This is a genomic window from Zhongshania sp. R06B22 (assembly GCF_040892595.1).
GTDB classification, from domain to species: domain Bacteria; phylum Pseudomonadota; class Gammaproteobacteria; order Pseudomonadales; family Spongiibacteraceae; genus Spongiibacter; species Spongiibacter arctica.
Genome location: NZ_JBFRYB010000001.1, coordinates 550,714 through 569,697, shown reverse-complemented (window position 1 = coordinate 569,697; position 18,984 = coordinate 550,714). Strand labels below are relative to the sequence as shown.

The 18,984-nt window shown below is 51.6% G+C and carries 18 protein-coding genes; 5 read left to right on the top strand and 13 right to left on the bottom strand.

Annotated features, from left to right (window positions below):
• Positions 1 to 44 precede the first annotated feature (44 nt).
• Positions 45 to 947 carry an urease accessory protein UreD gene (locus AB4875_RS02590; RefSeq protein WP_368374481.1) on the bottom strand — a complete coding sequence of 301 codons (903 nt, stop codon included), beginning with the start codon at positions 945 to 947 and terminating at the stop codon, positions 45 to 47.
• Between the two features lie 290 nt (positions 948 to 1,237).
• On the opposite strand from AB4875_RS02590, the gene AB4875_RS02585 reads away from it, so the two are divergent.
• The 3 genes from AB4875_RS02585 (at position 1,238) to AB4875_RS02575 (ending at position 4,444) form a co-directional block, all read left to right on the top strand.
• Positions 1,238 to 1,501 carry an accessory factor UbiK family protein gene (locus AB4875_RS02585; RefSeq protein WP_368374480.1) on the top strand — a complete coding sequence of 88 codons (264 nt, stop codon included), beginning with the start codon at positions 1,238 to 1,240 and terminating at the stop codon, positions 1,499 to 1,501.
• Positions 1,502 to 1,595: 94 nt separating this feature from the next.
• The gene (locus AB4875_RS02580) at positions 1,596 to 3,077 is read left to right on the top strand and encodes a YifB family Mg chelatase-like AAA ATPase (protein WP_368374479.1); all 1,482 of its coding nucleotides are present in this window, start codon (positions 1,596 to 1,598) and stop codon (positions 3,075 to 3,077) included.
• 113 nt (positions 3,078 to 3,190) lie between these two features.
• Positions 3,191 to 4,444 carry a diguanylate cyclase gene (locus tag AB4875_RS02575; protein WP_368374478.1) on the top strand — a complete coding sequence of 418 codons (1,254 nt, stop codon included), beginning with the start codon at positions 3,191 to 3,193 and terminating at the stop codon, positions 4,442 to 4,444.
• 167 nt (positions 4,445 to 4,611) lie between these two features.
• Here the strand turns inward: AB4875_RS02575 and AB4875_RS02570 are convergent, their stop codons facing one another.
• The 3 genes from AB4875_RS02570 to AB4875_RS02560 form a co-directional block, all read right to left on the bottom strand.
• Positions 4,612 to 5,568: an LpxL/LpxP family acyltransferase gene (locus AB4875_RS02570; RefSeq protein ID WP_368374477.1), complete on the bottom strand. Its 957-nt coding sequence runs from the start codon at positions 5,566 to 5,568 to the stop codon at positions 4,612 to 4,614.
• A gap of 3 nt (positions 5,569 to 5,571) precedes the next feature.
• On the bottom strand, positions 5,572 to 6,849 hold the full coding sequence (locus tag AB4875_RS02565) for a sulfotransferase family protein (protein WP_368374476.1): 1,278 nt from the start codon (positions 6,847 to 6,849) through the stop codon (positions 5,572 to 5,574).
• Positions 6,850 to 6,919: 70 nt separating this feature from the next.
• Positions 6,920 to 7,108, bottom strand: a complete 189-nt coding sequence (locus tag AB4875_RS02560) for a hypothetical protein (RefSeq protein WP_368374475.1) — start codon at positions 7,106 to 7,108, stop codon at positions 6,920 to 6,922.
• 9 nt (positions 7,109 to 7,117) lie between these two features.
• Between AB4875_RS02560 and rep the strand changes: the two genes are divergently transcribed.
• Entirely contained in the window at positions 7,118 to 9,124 is a 2,007-nt protein-coding gene (gene rep / locus AB4875_RS02555) for a DNA helicase Rep (RefSeq protein ID WP_368374474.1), read from the top strand.
• A 15-nt stretch (positions 9,125 to 9,139) separates the two neighbouring features.
• Here rep and AB4875_RS02550 read toward each other — a convergent pair whose 3' ends face one another.
• The 8 genes from AB4875_RS02550 to AB4875_RS02515 form a co-directional block, all read right to left on the bottom strand.
• Entirely contained in the window at positions 9,140 to 10,066 is a 927-nt protein-coding gene (locus tag AB4875_RS02550; RefSeq protein WP_368374473.1) for a trypsin-like peptidase domain-containing protein, read from the bottom strand.
• Positions 10,067 to 10,237: 171 nt separating this feature from the next.
• On the bottom strand, positions 10,238 to 10,687 hold the full coding sequence (locus AB4875_RS02545) for a c-type cytochrome (protein WP_368374472.1): 450 nt from the start codon (positions 10,685 to 10,687) through the stop codon (positions 10,238 to 10,240).
• A 166-nt stretch (positions 10,688 to 10,853) separates the two neighbouring features.
• Positions 10,854 to 11,492 (bottom strand): NAD(P)-dependent oxidoreductase, encoded by a 639-nt coding sequence (locus tag AB4875_RS02540; RefSeq protein WP_368374471.1) that lies wholly within the window; start codon positions 11,490 to 11,492, stop codon positions 10,854 to 10,856.
• Positions 11,493 to 11,616: 124 nt separating this feature from the next.
• Complete coding sequence (locus AB4875_RS02535; RefSeq protein ID WP_368374470.1) at positions 11,617 to 11,997, bottom strand: VOC family protein; 381 nt, start codon at positions 11,995 to 11,997, stop codon at positions 11,617 to 11,619.
• Between the two features lie 144 nt (positions 11,998 to 12,141).
• Complete coding sequence (gene parE, locus AB4875_RS02530; RefSeq protein ID WP_368374469.1) at positions 12,142 to 14,031, bottom strand: DNA topoisomerase IV subunit B; 1,890 nt, start codon at positions 14,029 to 14,031, stop codon at positions 12,142 to 12,144.
• Positions 14,032 to 14,128: 97 nt separating this feature from the next.
• A complete protein-coding gene (locus AB4875_RS02525; RefSeq protein WP_368374468.1) occupies positions 14,129 to 14,722 on the bottom strand; it encodes a YqiA/YcfP family alpha/beta fold hydrolase in 594 nt (197 codons plus the stop codon).
• Entirely contained in the window at positions 14,719 to 15,525 is an 807-nt protein-coding gene (locus tag AB4875_RS02520; protein ID WP_368374467.1) for a phosphodiesterase, read from the bottom strand. Before AB4875_RS02520 ends, AB4875_RS02525 begins: the two co-directional genes overlap by 4 nt.
• Before the next feature lie 75 nt (positions 15,526 to 15,600).
• Entirely contained in the window at positions 15,601 to 16,044 is a 444-nt protein-coding gene (locus AB4875_RS02515; RefSeq protein ID WP_368374466.1) for a DUF1249 domain-containing protein, read from the bottom strand.
• 120 nt (positions 16,045 to 16,164) lie between these two features.
• Between AB4875_RS02515 and AB4875_RS02510 the strand changes: the two genes are divergently transcribed.
• Positions 16,165 to 17,583: a TolC family outer membrane protein gene (locus tag AB4875_RS02510; protein WP_368374465.1), complete on the top strand. Its 1,419-nt coding sequence runs from the start codon at positions 16,165 to 16,167 to the stop codon at positions 17,581 to 17,583.
• 17 nt (positions 17,584 to 17,600) lie between these two features.
• Here AB4875_RS02510 and waaA read toward each other — a convergent pair whose 3' ends face one another.
• Positions 17,601 to 18,887, bottom strand: coding sequence for a lipid IV(A) 3-deoxy-D-manno-octulosonic acid transferase (waaA, locus tag AB4875_RS02505; RefSeq protein WP_368374464.1), 1,287 nt, complete (start codon positions 18,885 to 18,887; stop codon positions 17,601 to 17,603).
• Positions 18,888 to 18,984: the final 97 nt, after the last annotated feature.

Here is an 18,984-nt window from a genome sequence, read left to right as displayed (position 1 = left end):
AGTAACTTCCCGTTTTCACATTGTGTGCTCTTATCTAAGCACACCTAAGTATTCCAAATTCGCGGCGGACACGCGGCCCGACCATTCAATAAAGGCCGCAATTGCGACCACAACCAAATAAAACCTTTGCGACACTGTTCCGGTGAATTCCCCAAGTAACGCGCCAGAAAAATATCGCGCTTTTGCGATAGGCCCCACTCTGCCGGCAACCAGCCGCGGCTGACAACAAGCTCGGCCAAGCCCTCTCGCAAGGTGTCCATCATGTGTTGGTCGCATTGCAGCGTAGCAAATAAGGTGCCGCTGACCGACATTCCCCCCATCCCCCAGGGTGCATCCAGCATTCTGCTGCCGCCAAGCCACTCGGTGCGCTCTTTCAGCAACACAACACCATCTCGACTAATATCAATTTTCTGGGTACAGCGACCACGGCTAAAACATTCACCACTGGCGCGACGCCCAAGCACCACAATATCCCAAGCGCATAGAGAGGCATTGCCATGCAGAGCAAAGTGGTTACTCAACTCGGCCTCTGCGCCTTCAAAAATAATGGTCTCCTGCGGGAGCCACTCAAGACAGGCATCGTTGCCGATGTATGCCGACACACCCTGCGACTGGACAGTTTTAGCTGCGTCACTGCGATAGACCTTACCGGCGGATGGCGTGGTTAGCAGAGCATGGGCACCAGGATCAAGATTCAAAGCCACCCGCAAAGCGTCACCCGGCACCATTCCTCCGGGCGGATGAAGTAGGTAAACGTGACAGCATTCTTCTTCTGGGTAGAACGGACGCTGCACACGCAACGGCCCCTTATGTAGAGATCGCACCAAATCAGTGCGGATCTTGCCTGCTCGAAAACCTAGCTCAATCGACGCTTGCCAAGATTTAGTTGGTATCAGCTCGGCGCTTGTCACTGGCGATAGGTCTGGTGTGCTTGCACGGGCCGTCAAGGAAGGATCCTTTTATAGGGGCATTTATCGTTAGAGTTAGCGATGACGCACGGCATGTTTATGTTTACTCCAGCGCGACGTCACTCCTGAACAACAGCAATATCTGTACCATCACTGTGCATAGCGGCACCGAGCTGCGCCAAATCAGTTCCTATATTTAATATTAGCGCACCAAGGTAAAGCGCGTGACAGTATTGAATCGGTTTTAATCTCAGTGACAGGCGGCGCGTGACTTCATGCCAATGGCATTTTTAAGATACACTTAGCCTTATTACAGAGGCGAATACCCCATGGCCAAACCCGATTTTATTTCTCAGCTGGCGCAGCAAGCCGGCCGCTTAATTAACAACGGTCCTGAAATTCAGCAGGACATCGAAGAAAAAGTGCAGGTCTTACTGCAAGGCGGTTTCAGTCGCTTAAATATGGTTTCTCGCGACGAATTTGACGCCCAAGTCGCGGTACTCAATCGGACCCGCAGCAAGCTAGAAGCCCTAGAAAAACAACTTGCCGAACTGAGCGCTCAGTTAGAAAGCCAAGCTGCAGACAAGACGTAAGTTTCAAGCCCAAGCTATCTGCGGTTTTTACCTGGGCCGGGATTTTATTCTCGGTATGGAAATACCCCATTAAGCAGCCTTCAAGGATGAAGACATGCCGCTAGCCACCATTTACAGTCGCGCCAAACTGGGCATTAATGCTCCGCTAGTCACCGTTGAAGTCCACTTATCTGGCGGGCTTCCCGCCTTCAATATTGTTGGTCTACCTGAAGCCTCTGTGCGCGAAAGTCGCGACCGGGTGCGCTCAGCGCTGATTAATTCGCGCTTCGACTTTCCCGTCAGTCGCATAACCGTCAATCTCGCGCCGGCGGATTTACCCAAGGAGGGCGGCCGCTTTGATCTGCCAATTGCAGTTGGCATTTTACTCGCGTCCGGGCAGGTGCCAGCCGCGCCCTTAAAGGATTTGGAGCTTATTGGCGAGCTGGGCTTAAGCGGCGAACTACGCGCCGTCGACGCCGCCCTGCCAGCCGCTATTCAGGCAAATTTGGCAGGTCATATTCTCATTTTACCCGCTGCAAATTCCGGACTGGCCTCCATTGTCGACGACACTGGCCTGCGCGAAGCGGACTCCTTACTCGCGGTGGCCGCACACTTACACGGCCAAAACGCCCTACCCTTCGCGGGCGCCAGCGTTGAGGCCATAGATAGCAATAACTACCCCGATCTCTGCGACGTTAAAGGGCAAGTCGGTGCCAAGCGTGCGCTAGAGATTGCGGCGGCTGGCGGCCATAGCTTATTACTATGCGGCCCACCGGGAACCGGGAAAACCCTGCTCGCCAATCGTCTACCCGGAATTTTGCCGCCCTTAACCGAATCAGAGCGCCTAGATATCGCCACCGTGCAATCTGTCGCCGGCCAGCCATTGCGGCTGCATCGACCTTTCCGATCGCCCCATCACACCGCCTCTGCTGCAGCCTTAGTGGGCGGCGGAAGCTATCCTCGGCCGGGCGAAATATCCCTGGCCCACAACGGCGTTTTGTTCTTAGATGAGCTGCCGGAATATCCGCGCAAAGTGCTGGAAGTATTACGTGAACCGATGGAATCGGGGGAAGTCATTATCTCCCGAGCCATGCAACAACTAACATTTCCGGCAAAATTTCAGTTGGTAGGGGCAATGAATCCATGCCCCTGCGGTTATGACGGGGACGAAAGTAAAGATTGCCGCTGCACGCCCGACCAGATTCAGCGTTACCGCAGTAAATTATCCGGCCCGCTTTTAGACCGTATTGATCTGCGTATCACCGTGCCTAGGCTTCCGCCCGGTGTTCTGCAAGATGCGAGTAAGGCAGAAACTAGCGCAGTGGTTCGGGAGCGTGTTTGTGCAGCTCGAAACCGCCAGCATGAGCGCAGCCCCAATATCAATGCGAGACTTAGCGCCGAGGAAGTAGCCAGATTCTGCGAGTTAGATGAAGCCAGTAAGAAATTCATGCTCCGCGCCGAGCAAAAGCTAGGTCTGAGCGCCCGCGCCCACCACCGCCTGATCAAAATCGCCCGCACGATTGCCGATCTTGCGGGCGACAAGAGCATTAGCCTTGCACACTTACAAGAAGCCATTATGTATCGCGGTGACCAATAGACCCTGGCTCACTCAAACGCATAGGCAACATTACTGATCCCCCTTACAAGGAGCGAATTGTAGACTCCCTTCTATGAACCGACCTATGAACCGATAATAAGGCACTAATAGCAATGCCAAGCGTCCTGGTTGTAGAAGATAACGCGGCGCTAGCCAGCATGGCGAAAGCGATCATCGAAGATATTATTGGCTTCACGGCTTGTGTCGCCCGCAATGGGGCGGAGGCCAAATCCCTGCTAAAGAATGACCCTCAGCGCTTTACCGTCGCACTGGTGGACCTAAATCTGCCAGATGCACCTAACGGCGAAATAGTACCTGTCGTGCAATCATACGATATTCCGGTGATAGTGCTCACCGGTTATTTCGGCGACGAATTGCGTAAAAAAATGATTGAACTGGGCGTGGTAGATTACGTCCTAAAGAAAAATATTAGCGCCTACGAATACGCCTGCCACCTAGCCCAGCGAGTGCATCGCAATCACTCGACCAAAGTCCTTATTGTCGACGATTCAAAGTCAGCATTATTAATGCTGAAACGTCATTTGGAGATCCAGCGCCTGCAAGTTATCACCGCCGAAAACGGCAAAGATGCCTTGCTCAAAATGGCCGAGCATCCAGATATCAAACTGGTTATCACAGACTACAATATGCCAGAAATGGATGGCTTCGAACTTATTCAACAACTTAGGATACGCCACCCCAAAGACCAGCTCGCTATTATTGGCCTATCCAGTTCTGGGGAGGCGCGACTGTCCGCGCAGCTGCTCAAGAGTGGCGCCAACGATTTTATTGGCAAGCCTTTTAGCTATGAAGAGTTACTGTGCCGGGTTAATCAGAATCTCGACTATCTCGATCATATTCAAGATATTCGCGACGCCGCCAACCGCGATTACTTAACCAAGCTTCACAATCGTCGCTATTTCTTTAACGAAGGGAAACTCTTGCATCAAAGAGCACTGTTTCAAGAAACACCGCTATCGCTAGCCATGATTGACATTGACCACTTTAAGAAAATCAACGACCGCTATGGCCACGAGGCAGGCGATACCGCATTGAAGCATATGGCGGATCTACTGCGTGGTGAATTTCCAGATGATCTCGTTGCACGTTTTGGCGGTGAAGAGTTTTGTATTTTAAGTACCACCGATAGCGCTAATACTTATAAACGCTTTGACGAATTTAGACGCAAAGTTGCAGACAGCCTCGTACATGAAGACAACTACCAATTCGGATTTTCTGTCAGTATTGGTATTTCCAGTGTGCAGAATGAACAGCTCGACGCCAGCATCCACGCTGCTGACCTCAACCTTTATAGAGCCAAAGAGCAGGGAAGAAATCAGGTCATTTCCAGCTGCCAGTCGCAGTAAATTATCTGCCCCGCTTTTAGACCGCATTAATTTGTGTATCTCCTCGCCAAAGCTTCCGTGCGGAATTCTGCAAAACTCGAGCAATGAAGAAAGTAGCGCACAGTGCGGCCCCAACCCAATGTAGCAGTAGTTTACCCAGGAGAGTTTAAATATCCTGCCCGCCTAGTTTATTCCCCTGCTAAAAGGTATGGCGAGGGATCTGCGGGATTAGGACGGGTCTTAAAGCGCTGATGAACCCAGAGGTATTGTTCTGGCACTTCTTTAACTTCCCTTTCCAGCAAATCATTAAACACCCCGGCTACAGCAACTGGGTCACTCGCCACCTCGTCGAGAGGGGGCCGAATACGCAAGAGGTATCTGCCATCTTCTTCACGACGGAAAAAGAACGGTACCAGAGCCGCGCCGGTACTTCGCGCCAATCGGCCCGGAACCGTGACCGTGGCCGCGTCGATTCCAAAGAAGGGCAAAAAAGCGCTATGGTCCATACCGTACTCACCAAAGTCTTGATCTGGCGGATACCAGACAATTTTTCCCTGGCGCAGGTATTTGAGCGCCTTGCGCATATCGTCACTGGGAATCATATCGGCAAACCGCGCTAAGCGCGCCTCTAACACGGTTGCCTCTTGCACTGGATCGCTGTGACGCCGGTAGACACCGTGAATCTTGTAATGAAAACTAAGCATACGCACACCCAGTTCTTGAGTGGTAAAGTGCGCACCTAATAGCAACACCCCCTTGCCGCGGGCCAATGCTTCATCTAAATATTCCATGCCCTCAATACGATATTGATCCCTCAGGAGCGCATCGGCGCTAAACCAACTGGCTACCGAATCAAAGATGCCCATTCCTAAAGCCTGAACATGGCGGCGTAGCAGCGCTTCTTGCTCGGCCTCGTCCAGCTCAGGAAAGCACAGGGCTATATTGGTGCGCGCCACATGCATACGCTGGCCAAGCAAAGGCCACAGGATCACCGCTAAGCCTCGGCCCAGAGCGAGTTGTCTGTGTAGAGGTAACTTCCCGCAGAGCTTAAATAGCCCGTAACTACCACGCAGGATTAGATGGCGCGGTCGCCACGGCGACTTTGTCACTCGCTTATTATCGGTATCGGTATCGGTTTTGGCCATGGGCTATCCACCTGTCGCAAGTGGAATCTGGAACCGCTGACAGTAATCCGCAAAGGAGCGGTCGACACCCTCGCCAGTAAGACCAAAGTCGCTGAGCTGATATTTATGACTGCCGTGCTTATGCTGGGGGTTGGCCGCTAAATAGTCAGCAATTTTGCCAGCCATCACATCTGAATACCCATAGCCAAAATGGGCGTAGATATTGCGCACCACCGCCTCAGGGTCACTAAGTAAATCGGCATACTGAACATCAAACACCCGCTCGGGTGAATGACGAAGCCGGGCCTGCATACCGCGTTGCAGCGAATCAGAGAGCTGACTACTCAAATGCCGACCCACCTCAATGCAATCCACTTGGTCACAGGCCGCGTCCTGCATAACGGCGACCAAGCTACAGATAGACGGTAAAACCTGTTTTGGGTCGCGATGGGTCTGCACTACGCAAGCATCGGGAAAAGTCGTCAATAATGCATCGAGCCAATTCAAGTGCAACGGGCTCTTCAGTACCCAATGGCCACCGCCTCGCTGCCATTGTAAAATTTGCAGCTGCTCTTTGTATTCTTCATAAGCTGCACACACCTGCTCCGTACTTAGGCCCTCAATCCATCGCCGATAATTAATATCATCCTCCTCAAAATTCGGCGTGATATAGGCATTGGCGAGCAAGCCTGCGCACTCGTCAGGCCCGCGTGGATCGATGTCATGAATCTTCCGGATGGCGGGTATCATCCGCCGCATACGACCGATAACAGTATCTGCTCTAGCCATTCGCGGGTCTGCTTGACCGGGGGCGTGACTTTCATCCGGGGTTGGCTGCATCGCCTCCCAAAACAGCAATGGCCGCGCATTCGGATCCAGAGCTAATAATTGACTTAATAAGGTTGTGCCCGTACGCGGAAAAGCAGTAACAAATAAAGGCCGCTCAATACGTTGCTCACGAATTTCAGGATGGCGCTTCAGCAGATCCTGGATACGCAGACGATTCACCAGCGGCGCTAGCAAGACCTGCCAAGCGACCACTCGACCCAGTGGACTCAGGCGCTGATTATGCTTCGAATGCTCTAAGCGCAAACGAAACGGCTCAAGAAAGCGCTCATTACCAAAATCGTCAAGCCCGGTTTTTTTACGCGCCGCCGCCAATAGCTTCTCTTCCGAGAAATCTGGGTAATTCAAACCCCAGGCTTGAGCCTTACCCAAGCACCACACTAAAGCCCGACCAAAAATTCCAATATTGAGCGCTTGTTGCCAAGGCTTTTCTTGAGAAAACTCACTACGACTCATCAGCTAAACTCTTTCTTACATATTTAAAGGCCGCTATATAACGCAAGCCATTGGAAACAATATGAAAATACTACCCTGAATATATCAAGCTGCCAACAAGTACACACCCCACAATAATCGCCACGCCCGCGATCAAGGCTAGCAATAGTGGTTTATCGGGCTGGGAGCCAAGGTCTTTAGCAAGCATCACTAACAACAGTTCTTGTAGAGCGCCACCACTGCTACAATGCCCAGCCTTTTCAACCTCGGCCCAGGACACAGCAACCGCGTGAGCAAACTCAACGACAAACAACGCGAAGCGGTGCTTTATATCGACGGTCCGATCTTGGTCTTGGCCGGCGCGGGCAGCGGTAAGACCAGCGTCATCACTCGCAAAATGGCGTATTTAATCGAGGAATGCGGTATTCCAGCGCGTCATATCGCCGCGGTGACCTTTACCAATAAAGCGGCCCGCGAAATGAAAGAGCGGGTGTCGCACCTCGTTAAAGGCAAGCAAGCACGAGGCTTAACGGTATCCACCTTCCATAATCTGGGAATGACCATACTGCGCAGCGAATACAAGGCACTGCAGTATAAATCTGGCTTTTCAATTTTTGACGGCCAAGACGCGCAAACCCTGATCCGCGATTTGCTGATGCAAGATCACGGCGCGGAGAGCGACAATGCCGATCGTATCCAACACCGCATTTCGCAGTGGAAAAACGAATTCATTACTCCGCAGCAGGCCATTGCCACTGCCGAAGGTCCAGCCGACATTCTGTGTTCACAGGCATATTTGCGCTATCAAAATGCCTTAAAAGCTTACAATGCCTTAGATTTTGATGATCTGATTATGCTGCCGGCGCTATTATTTGAACAACAGCCTGCGATTTTAGAAAAATGGCAGCAGAAAATTCGCTATATGCTGGTAGACGAATATCAAGACACCAATGGCTCGCAATACCATTTGGTCAAGCAGCTAGTTGGCGATCGCGGCGGACTGACCGTGGTAGGCGATGACGATCAGTCGATTTACGCTTGGCGCGGGGCCAAGCCAGAAAACCTGTCGCTACTGGGCAAGGATTATCCGCATCTAAAGGTGGTCAAATTGGAGCAAAATTACCGCTCCACTGCGCGCATTCTCAAGGCCGCCAATACTGTTATCGCCAATAATCCTCACGAACACATCAAAGCGTTGTGGTCAGAGCTGGGCCACGGCGAGCATATTCGCATCATTCGCTGTCGCAATGACGATGCCGAGTGCGAGCGCGTCGTCACCGAAATCCTTGACCATAAACTGCGCACCCAGGGACGTTTTGGTAATTACGCGGTGCTATACCGAGGCAACCATCAGTCTCGCCTGCTTGAATTGAAATTGCAGGTACATCAAATTCCCTACAAGCTCAGTGGCGGCACCTCGTTTTTTGCCCGCAATGAAATCAAAGACATCATGGCCTATTTGCGGCTGATCATTAATCCCGGCGACGACAATGCCTTTTTGCGTATTGTGAATATCCCGCGCCGCAAGATCGGCACGTCTACGCTGGAAAGTTTGGGCCGCTACGCCACCGAGCGTGAAGTCAGCATGTACGACGCCTGCGATGAAATGGGTCTAAGCCAACACCTGCCGGAAGCGGCGGTGTCACGTCTGCGAGAATTTACCAGCTGGCTAGGCAATCTGCGCCGCCAGTGCTACGAAGGCGACCCCGTTGCCAGCGTTCGCCAGTTAGTCAATGACATCGACTACCTAGACTGGCTGATACAAAACGCCTCCTCGATTGCCATCGCTGAACGTCGCATGGCCAACGTTCATATCCTGATTAGCTCCCTAGAAAAATCAATAAAAGACGACGACAGTGAAAATGCCATCGAGGGTGCGATAAGCCGTTTGGTACTGCGGGATTTAATGGAGCGTCAGGAAGACGAAAAAGAAAGCGATGACCAAGTACAGCTCATGACCCTACACGCGGCCAAGGGTTTGGAGTTTCCGCATGTATTCATGATTGGTTTGGAAGAGGGCATTTTACCCCATCAAAACAGCATAGATGACGGCATGATCGAAGAAGAACGCCGACTTTGCTATGTAGGCATCACCCGCGCCCAGCGCACTCTGACGATGAGCTACTGCGCCAAGCGCAAAAGCTTTGGTGAATTTAGCAGCTGTGATCCCAGCCGGTTTTTGGCGGAGCTACCGCAAGAGGATCTGGAGTGGGAGGGTCGCGGCGATAACGATCCAGCTCAAAACCAGAAGCGCGGTGGCGAAACCCTGGCGAGTCTGCGAGATATTCTCGGCTAACTCGCCGGCTAATATCTAAAAATCGCCCGCGGGATAAAAGTCCGGCCAAAGCAGTACTTTGGTGTTGGCATTAATGAATCCGCCGTCAATCGCGTACCGCAATGCACGATCCAGATTGGTCACACCATTACTGACATTAATCACACTAAGCCCACCGACCCCTGCCGACAACACGCTGAGTACCGCCAAGGCCTCACCATTAGGACCATAGATGGGACCGCCGCTGTCACCCGGAACACCGGGATTATCCGTTTGGATTTGGTAGGCCCAGCCATCCCCTGACACCCCAGTAATAGTGCCGCTTTTTGCCTCTAAATTGCGTTGGCCAAAGTGGAAGGGCGAGCGCCCATAGGCGAACACATCATCGCCCACTGCCGCTAAACCAGTGCGCAATGACACCGGTCCACCAAAGGCAAAACCTGCAGGATGAATATTTGCCAAATCGTCCGGGTGAATTTTTACCAGCGCAAAATCGTTGTAAACACAGGCATTAGAGCCAGGGGTTTCACCGCTCTCCTGCATTGCACGCCAACTGGAGTAGACTATTTCGCCGGCTTGGGTCGCGTTTTCAATAACGACTTGATTAAACCCTATTGGCAAATTATTCGTTTCGCAGGCATCAACCCCACTGTTGGTATCTTCACTGAAACAATGCGCCGCGACACCGATATATACAGTTTGGGCATTGGGTGAAAACAAAAAATTGCCTGTGCAACCACTGCCATCTGCGCTGATTTCAACGCCAGGCCGTATTTGATTAGCCACCGGCACACCAAAAGAGGACGGACTGCCTGGAACGGCAGCGTTGCCACCACCGCCGGGCGAGGAAGTCATTTCGCCATTAGTATCGCTGTCGTTCGCCGCGTTTGACGAACTCGAATTGGATGAGCCGCCACACGCGGACAACAACGCCACAAAAATAAAAGCTAGCCAACGATCCATAAGAGCAGCATCCATATAATTATTATTGCTTACAGAGTAGCGCAGAAACGCGGTCTTTATCAGTCTACAATGCAAATCCTAAGACGGAATTACTACGTCAATATACTTGCGGCAGATTTATATAGGCAAAAAAAAGCCGCGCAATGCGCGGCTTATCGAAATCACTGTCTATTACTTGCTGTTTTCCAGTATGTAATCCACCGCTGCCATCACTTCGTCATCAGAACAGCTCATGCACAAACCTTTGGCCGGCATCATACCAATATTACTAAAGCCTTCTATTGCGTGCTTATACACAGTATCTAGGCCCTGTTCAGCACGCTTGCCCCAGTCAGCTACGTCGCCAAACTTCGGAGCGTTACCCGCACCAGAAGCATGACAGCCCTGACAGCTGCTTTTATAAACTTCTTCACCAGACTTGGCCGCTCCACCCACTGAGGCAACCGCTGCACCGCAAGCATTGTCACCTTGCAAACATACTTTACCCGCAGGCTGAATACGACTTTCGACATCAGCAAGTTGCTTGTCCGTTAACGCCCAAGCAGACGCACATACCATCACCAAACCAAGGGTGGCGGCCAATTTCTTTAATACTGCACTATTCACCGTTAACGTCCTCATTGCTTACAAGGCCTAGCGACCCCGCATAATAATCTGGTGGGCATTATAACGGCATGACCGCGATTACTCCAATAGGATGGTCACCAAAGATAGTATTCCACCCCATAAAGACCCTAGTTCCACTTTTAGAACAACAGAGACTGTTGCCGCCAAACTATGGCCCCCATTAATACTGAATAATAGGGGCTTTATGCAGCCAAACATCACCTTCCAGCATACTCAACATGGCATGGGCACAATCCGCAAAGCTTATCGCCGCAAAACCATTGAAGGCATGGAAACCCATGCGATATTGGCCAGTTAGCTCACCCTTGCGCATTTGCAAGGGACGCACACCAAACCACGACACATCGGAATACTGCTTCAGCAAGGCATACTGATGCTCTTTGTCCTCATGCCGCAAACTCATAAAGACCGCAGCAAACTTCCTGACAAAACGGCCTCCTAAGGTAATGTGATCGTCTTCGACAAAGGTGCTGCCACCACCGCACCAAATAAAACGAACTGCTGGCTCATCACGCAGAGCATCTAGAATATGGCGACTAACATCCGTACACAGACCTGGCATAGACCGCTTATCGACGCCAATCGCAAACAATACCGCCTCGGTATCCGCACTGATCACTCGCCACACATCATCCGCGCACAGCGCATCACCCTCTACAACACCAATACGATCGCGCAAGTCTGCCGGCAACTTCGCCGCTGAACGCACCAACACTGTTATATCATGCCCCGCATCAAGGGCTTGGCGAAGGCATTCGCCACCCACCGCGCCGGTCGCACCAAACAAGGTGATTTTCATCTCGACTGATCCTGTTTTTATTATTTGTCCAGTCTATAAGAATAGATGACTGATCCCAGAATAAAAAAAGGCCAGCTACCAATACGCTTCCGCACCAATAACCAGCCCTTTCTATTACCTGTTATTACCCCATCATGTGCAGAGCGCAAACCTTATTGCCTGAAGGGTCACGCAAATACGCTAGGTACAGTTTACCCAAGCCACCTTCACGCACGCCCGGTGCATCTTCACAACTTACGCCACCATTCGCCACACCCGCAGCATGCCACGCATCAGCCTGCGCAGGATCCTTCGCTGCAAAACCTACGGTACAACCGTTGCCGTGGGTAGCCGGTTTACCATCGATCGGCGGCGTAACCGCGAAAATACCGGTTTCAGTGAAATAAAAGCAACGGCCTTTCTCATCGATAACACCGGGTTTGTGGCCCATAGCGCCTAATATGGCATCGTAAAATACCTTAGATTCCTGGACGTCGTTTGCACCAACCATCATATGACTAAACATTTTTTATTCTCCACTTATGTAATTCAAAGGAACACTTATCAAAACTTTTACTACGTAAAGACGAGCGTTATGTTGATTCGAAGATAAAAAAAGCCCTATTAAAGAGCTTTTGTAGCAAGGCTTCCAAGCTATTTCCCAGTGACTCTACAGCAAAACCTCGGCTTCGTCGCCGCTGGCTTCCAGCCAAGTTTTACGATCTGGCGCCCGCTTTTTGGATAGCAACATATCCATCAATCCATCGGTTTCATCACCGTCTTCTATAGAGAGACGCACCAGACGACGAGTATTGGGATCCATAACGGTTTCGCGGAGTTGAAGCGGATTCATTTCACCCAAACCTTTGAAGCGAGTAACGGAAACTTTGCCCCGCTTATTCTCCGCCTCCAGTCTATCCATTATGCCCTGCCTTTCAGCGTCATCTAGGGCGTAATATACTTCTTTACCAATATCGATACGGTATAGCGGTGGCATCGCAATATACACATGCCCCTGCTGCACTAAGGGTCGAAAATGACGCAAGAATAAAGCGCATAGCAAGGTCGCTATATGCAGCCCGTCGGAGTCCGCATCGGCGAGCACGCAAATTTTACCGTAGCGCAAACCACTTAAATCCTCGGACTCTGGGTCTATCCCCATGGCGACCGAAATATCGTGTACCTCTTGGGAAGCCAAGATCTGCTGAGAGTCGACTTCCCAGGTATTTAAGATTTTACCGCGCAGCGGTAGTATCGCTTGAAACTGCCGGTCACGGGCCTGCTTGGCAGAACCACCCGCCGAATCTCCCTCTACCAAGAACAGTTCCGAGCGCTCGGTATCAACACCGGAGCAATCCGCTAATTTACCGGGCAGTGCCGGCCCAGCAGAGATTTTTTTACGCACTACTTTCTTGGCTTTGCGAAGCCGAGTTTGGGCATTATTTATACACAGTTCTGCAAGCTTTTCTGCATCTTCAGTGTGCTGATTCAACCACAAGCTAAAGGCATCTTTGGCAACGCCGGCGACAAAGGCGGCGGCTTCCCGCGAGCTAAGACGCTCTTTGGTTTGCCCAGAAAATTGGGGGTCAGCCAATTTGGACGACAGCACGTAACTACATTTTTCCCAGATATCATCTGGTGCCAACTTCACTCCGCGGGGAATTAAGCTACGAAACTCACAGAACTCGCGCATGGCATCGAGTAAACCACTGCGCAAGCCGTTGACGTGAGTACCACCCTGCGCGGTGGGTATTAGGTTTACATAGGACTCCGCTAATGGTTCGCCACCTTCTGGCAACCACTGCACAGCCCAATCAACGGCCTCGCTGCGGCCGCTGAAATGACCGATAAATGGCTCCGCTGGTAGGGTCTCGTATTCGCGGGTATGGTTGGCCAAATAATCGCGCAAGCCATCTTCGTAATACCACTCCTCGCTCTCAGTACCAGTTTCATCAACAAAGCGAACATGCAGACCTGGACACAATACCGCCTTTGCGCGCAGCACATGCTTTAAGCGCCGCACCGAAAACTTTGCCGTATCGAAATATTTTGGATTGGGGGTAAACCGAATATAGGTGCCGGTATTGCGCTTGCCACAGCTATCAATCACCGCAAGCTCAGAGGTTTTGTCGCCGTTTGCAAAAAACATCTGGTGAACTTCACCATCGCGTTTAATGATGATTTCCAGCGCTTCTGACAGCGCGTTGACCACCGACACGCCGACACCGTGCAAGCCACCTGAAAACTGATAATTGTCGTTAGAGAATTTACCGCCCGCGTGCAGCGTCGACAAAATAACCTCAACACCCGGTAGGCCCTGCTCAGCATGAATATCTACTGGCATACCGCGACCATTATCAGAACAGGCAAGCGATCCGTCAGCAAACAGCGTGACGACAATTTCACTCGCGTGCCCAGCTAGCGCTTCATCAACACTATTGTCGATCACTTCCTGGGCGAGATGATTAGGTTTAGTGGTATCGGTATACATACCCGGGCGCTTGCGCACCGGCTCTAAACCCGTAAGTACTTCAATTGATTGCGCGTTATATTGTGACATCTAAAACCATTGTTAGCGGCTGCGCCGCATCGACTAATTAAACTAAAAATCCACACCAAGACAGGGGGGTGGATACAATATTATGTGTTGTTACCAGCTAATTCACTAAGGGCTGTAAATCCAGAAACGCCACTATAGCCTCTAAATGATGATCAAAATGCTGAAAGCTGTGATCGCCACCCGCCTCCACTGTCATCTCTACGCCGCTATAAAATTGCACCGCATCGCGGTAGTTCAAGGTTTCGTCTTGCTCTTGAACCATGACCCAATAGCGACCAGTCACCGGTTTTACCACCAATGATTGCAGTACATCAATATCGGCCTGGCCCAAGGTGAAATCCACACCGGTGTATGGATTGTGGTGAGCGCCGGTGAAATGCTCACCAAAGGTATGGGGCTGAACCGCCGGATTCACTAGTACCGCGGGCAAGCGGTAGCGCTCAGCTAAGGCGGTTGCAAAAAAACCACCCATTGAGCTCCCCACCAAGCCCAGTGGCCCGGTCTTCTTTTGCAAAAAATCTTGCACTAATTGATCTAATTGACGAAATGCCTCGGCCGGCGTGTTCGCCAACGAGGGCACCATATAATGGAGGTCAGGATGATGTTCAGCGACGTAAGCCCCCAACTGCTGTGCTTTAAGCGATTGAGGGGAAGAAATAAACCCGTGTATATAAATAAGTCCTGCTGTCATTCGTAACCACTTGCCAGATTGTCGACCGCGAATGTTACACCTTTTACCCGTGACACTCTTGTCTGAAATTGCCCGTTTTGAGCCAAGTAAAATATGCGGTATCCAGGATTACAGTCATCTAGTGCAAAGGTGTCACTGCAGGGAGCAAACTGAATACAGGTCGACGGCGTGGTCAGCAAACCCACACCCTCAAACAGCGCTTCTGACTGCTGATGGACATGCCCGGAAACAAAGGCCTTAATTTGGGGCATGTCAGCGATGGTGGCAAACGCCTTATCCGCATTTTTTACCCGCTGTTCATCCAGCCATGCGCAACCTAGCGGGCGCAAATGATGATGTAAGAACACCAGGCTAGGCCGCCCACTTTCGGCAATACCGGCCAGCGCCGCCAACTGGTCGTCCGCCAAAAAGCCGCCTACTTCGTCCTTCACCGCAGAATTTAAAAACCCCAAACGCCAGGCGCCCAAGTCGACAGCCGACGGCATCATCTGATCACCAACCACGCTGCGCATTAAATTGGCGTCGTCGTGATTCCCTGGCAGCCAAACCATCTGCGGCGCAATGCCGTCTAAGCGCGCATGCAGACGTCGATAAGATTCTGCGTCGCCGTGGGCGGCAATATCCCCCGAGACCACCAATAAATCAATTTGCGGGCATTCCTCAACCATGGTTGCCAACACGGCTTCTAGACTATTGTCAGTGTCCATGCCCAGCAAATCGTCGCCCAGCTCTCTGCCGAGATGACAATCGGTAATTTGCACCACCGTGAGCGGCGCTGAATTTGTTTGAACAGGAAAAGTCACTGGATACCCCATGATTACATGTTTATTTTATACGGGATGCCCTCGCCATCCGCCAGAGAAATTACGCGAACGGCGTCATATTTCGAGAATATTCAGGGGATTATCTAAAGATCGACCATGACTAAGACACAAGCTAAGCCATTCGCCGAGGTAGCGATTTTGCTGGGCCTTTTCATCGCGGTGATACATGGCGACATTGGGGTAGGTATAACGTGGTTTCACCGGCCGTAAACCCCGGGCACCCATAACTTCGGCAAGACTGGCGTCGTGGTATATTCGCACCTGCAAAGACGGGACGGGAAGCTCAGCAAACAAGGGTTTTTCCAGGCACAACTCGATCATCGTTGTATACGGCGCGCGCTCTTTAATGCGCAACTCAACTGCATTTGCCGCTACCGCGAAGCGCAAGCAATCACCGGCCGCCGCGTCGGCCGGCAGCAGTTTTTGCAAACGGCGAAAATTCATTTCACAGTCAGCAAGGTGACCGTTGAGGTCAATGCGGTACTGATGTTTATCCACATCCCTCCCAATGGAATGTACAGCCAATCCATAACTTTAGTTAATTTTCATTCTCAATGCGCGTTAGTTTGATACACTTTGGCGCTTTACACCTTCGCTCTTTGGGGACAGGTTACCTTTATGATTGCCAAACGTCATCTTCTCAGTATCTCAATTGCTGTAATATTTAGCAGCCAACTTGTCCGCGCCGACACTTTACTCGATGTATACGAACTCGCGGTTAAAAATGATCCGCAGCTTCAAGCCGCTAAAGCGAGTTACCGCGCCAATATCGAAGCCAAGAATTTAAGCCGCGCCGCACTGCTGCCCCAAGTTACAGCGCAAGCGTCTTACCAAGACACTGAAAGCGAATCACAGCGAAAAGGCATCACCACCTCAAACTTTGGCGCCGCTACGATCATCGACCAACAATCATCGACTGACAGCGAAACCGAGTCCTACTCTGTGTCACTAAGCCAAGCCATTTTCGATTTGCCTGCATGGTTTACTTTTCAGGCTGGCAAAAAAATCTCGGAGCAAGCCGAAGCCCAGTTAGCCTATGACCAACAGCAACTGATCGTGCGCACCGCAGAGGCCTATTTCAATGTCTTGCGCGGCCGCGAAAACCTAGACGCCTCCAAAGCGGAAGAGCGCGCTGCAAAACGCCAGCTTGAACAGACCCAACAGCGCTTTGATGTGGGGCTAATTGCCATAACCGACGTTCATGAGGCCCGCGCCGTCTTCGACAGCACGGTGGCTCAGCGCCTAGGTTTTGAAGGAACGCTGGCAATCGCAAGGGAAGATCTAAGCAACTTAACCGGCCAAGTACACAATAATTTGTGGTCCTTAAAATCCGATTTCCCGATTGTGATGCCCGAACCGGCGGACCGAGCTAAATGGGTTGATTTTGCTCTAGCCAACAACAAGTTACTGCAGGTTTCAAACGCCGGTGCAAGCTCCGCCTATCAGTCAGCACAGTCCAAAAAAATGGAGCACCTACCTAAAGTAGTCGGTAGCTTTACCGCGAACAAAGATAATCTAGACGGCACGACCCGCTTCAACCCCAGCAGCACCTTTGCTTTACCGCCTGATGCCAACAATGAATCCGAGGCGCTTCGCATCACCTTAACAATGCCTCTATTTGCCGGTGGTGGTATCAGCGCAGGCCGTCGCCAGGCTTATGAGCAATACAATGCGGCCACCTACAATGCCCAGGCCACCCAGCGCCAAGTCATTACCGGCACTCGCGCGCAGCACATTGCCGTCTACACAGATGTTCAAATCGTCAATGCACGCCGTCAAAACATTATCTCGACCAGAAGCGCACTGGATGCCACCGAGGCTGGCTATGAAGTAGGAACACGAAATATTGTGGACGTCCTGGAAGCCCAACGTCGTCTATATGGGGCGATGCGCGACTACACTAACGCGCGCTATGACTACGTTATTGATGTATTGAAGTTGAAATTGAATGCCGGCACGCTCAGCCCCAGCGACATTATCGGTCTGAATAAGTCGCTACAACTGCCTAAACCGGTGTCATTGAGCAATAAAAGCTAAACGCCCCAGCGCAGGCCTTAAATGGCCTCGCGCTCTAATAGCGCTTGTTTGATTACCGCAAGCAAGCGCTGCAAAGCCCCCCTATTATTATCCACTACCTGCTTTGCCGCTGCCCCTTGCTGTTGAGCGCAGTCTTGACTGGCAAACAGCCGCTGCAACTCAACTGCCAGCGCCTCGCGGTCGGCAACCTTCCTCAAGCCGCCCGCAGCCTCTAACAAGGCACTAATCTCTGCAAAGTTAAAATCGCTAGGACCGCTTAGCACTGGCAAGCCCCAAGCAGCGGGTTCTAAGGTATTGTGGCCGCCATGCTCGATGAGACTACCGCCAACAAAGGCAATATCCGCACAACCGAGCAAGAGTAATAGCTCGCCCATGGTATCGCCCAAAATCACCTGGGTATTAGCAGCGCAAATGCCATCTTGATAGTCACTGCGACGTTGGAAATTGAAGTCATTAACGGCTATTAGCTCGGCAACCTTGGCGAAGCGTTCAGGATGCCTTGGCACTAATAGCAATAGTGCACTGGGCTCCTGCAGCAATAAACTGCGGTGCGCCGCCAGTAATATTTCATCCTCACCTGCATGGGTACTCGCTGCTATCCACACCGGCCGAGATCCAAGCCATCGCTCACGCAATGCGCGAGCTTGGGCACGAAGTGATAGAGAAATCGCCAAATCAAACTTAATGCTGCCAGACACCGTCATTTTTTCAGCCGCCACCCCCAGACTCACAAATCGCGCACCATCATCCGCTGACTGCGCCACCACCTGAGAAAACTGCGAAAACACCGACTGCGTTAATGCTGATAATCGCGAATAACCGCGAGCGGAGCGGGCCGATAGGCGCGCATTCGCCAATATCACCGGAATACCTTTGGCCGCCGTCTGGCAGACCATATTAGGCCAAATCTCAGTTTCCATAATAACGGCCACGCTAGGCTGCACGCGCTTGAGAAATCGCTCGACCGCATCAGGTAAATCATAGGGCGCATAAACATGGAAGACCCGGTCGCCAAACATCGCCCTCACACGCTCAGAGCCGGTTGGCGTCATGGTGGTTACCACCACAGATAAATTCGGATATGTCGCCAAAAAATGCTCGATGACTGGCGCGGCAGCGATACTCTCTCCGACGGAAACCGCGTGCACCCAAAGACCATTTTTTTGCGCAGGGGCCTTAAAAAAACCGAAGCGCTCAGCAATACGGCTTCGATAAGCCGGCGCCTGCCGGCCGCGCCAAAGCAGGCGCAGCAGCACCAAGGGTAAGATCAGATAAAAAAACACGCTGTATAAAAATCGGGGCATATCGAAGATGCATTCCCATACTCAAGCAAATGCGGCAAGCATAACGGCCAGCGCATCAACAGACCAGCCGCAAACTACAAACCCGCAGGCAAAAGCT

What these genes read in the sequence shown, in the direction of transcription:
- AB4875_RS02585 (WP_368374480.1), top strand. Translation starts at nt 1,238, where the DNA reads ATGGCCAAACCCGATTTTATTTCTCAGCTGGCGCAGCAAGCCGGCCGC.
- AB4875_RS02580 (WP_368374479.1), top strand. Translation starts at nt 1,596, where the DNA reads ATGCCGCTAGCCACCATTTACAGTCGCGCCAAACTGGGCATTAATGCT.
- AB4875_RS02575 (WP_368374478.1), top strand. Translation starts at nt 3,191, where the DNA reads ATGCCAAGCGTCCTGGTTGTAGAAGATAACGCGGCGCTAGCCAGCATG.
- AB4875_RS02570 (WP_368374477.1), bottom strand. Translation starts at nt 5,568, where the DNA reads ATGGCCAAAACCGATACCGATACCGATAATAAGCGAGTGACAAAGTCG.
- AB4875_RS02565 (WP_368374476.1), bottom strand. Translation starts at nt 6,849, where the DNA reads ATGAGTCGTAGTGAGTTTTCTCAAGAAAAGCCTTGGCAACAAGCGCTC.
- AB4875_RS02550 (WP_368374473.1), bottom strand. Translation starts at nt 10,066, where the DNA reads ATGGATCGTTGGCTAGCTTTTATTTTTGTGGCGTTGTTGTCCGCGTGT.
- AB4875_RS02545 (WP_368374472.1), bottom strand. Translation starts at nt 10,687, where the DNA reads ATGAGGACGTTAACGGTGAATAGTGCAGTATTAAAGAAATTGGCCGCC.
- AB4875_RS02540 (WP_368374471.1), bottom strand. Translation starts at nt 11,492, where the DNA reads ATGAAAATCACCTTGTTTGGTGCGACCGGCGCGGTGGGTGGCGAATGC.
- AB4875_RS02535 (WP_368374470.1), bottom strand. Translation starts at nt 11,997, where the DNA reads ATGTTTAGTCATATGATGGTTGGTGCAAACGACGTCCAGGAATCTAAG.
- parE (WP_368374469.1), bottom strand. Translation starts at nt 14,031, where the DNA reads ATGTCACAATATAACGCGCAATCAATTGAAGTACTTACGGGTTTAGAG.
- AB4875_RS02525 (WP_368374468.1), bottom strand. Translation starts at nt 14,722, where the DNA reads ATGACAGCAGGACTTATTTATATACACGGGTTTATTTCTTCCCCTCAA.
- AB4875_RS02510 (WP_368374465.1), top strand. Translation starts at nt 16,165, where the DNA reads ATGATTGCCAAACGTCATCTTCTCAGTATCTCAATTGCTGTAATATTT.
- waaA (WP_368374464.1), bottom strand. Translation starts at nt 18,887, where the DNA reads ATGCCCCGATTTTTATACAGCGTGTTTTTTTATCTGATCTTACCCTTG.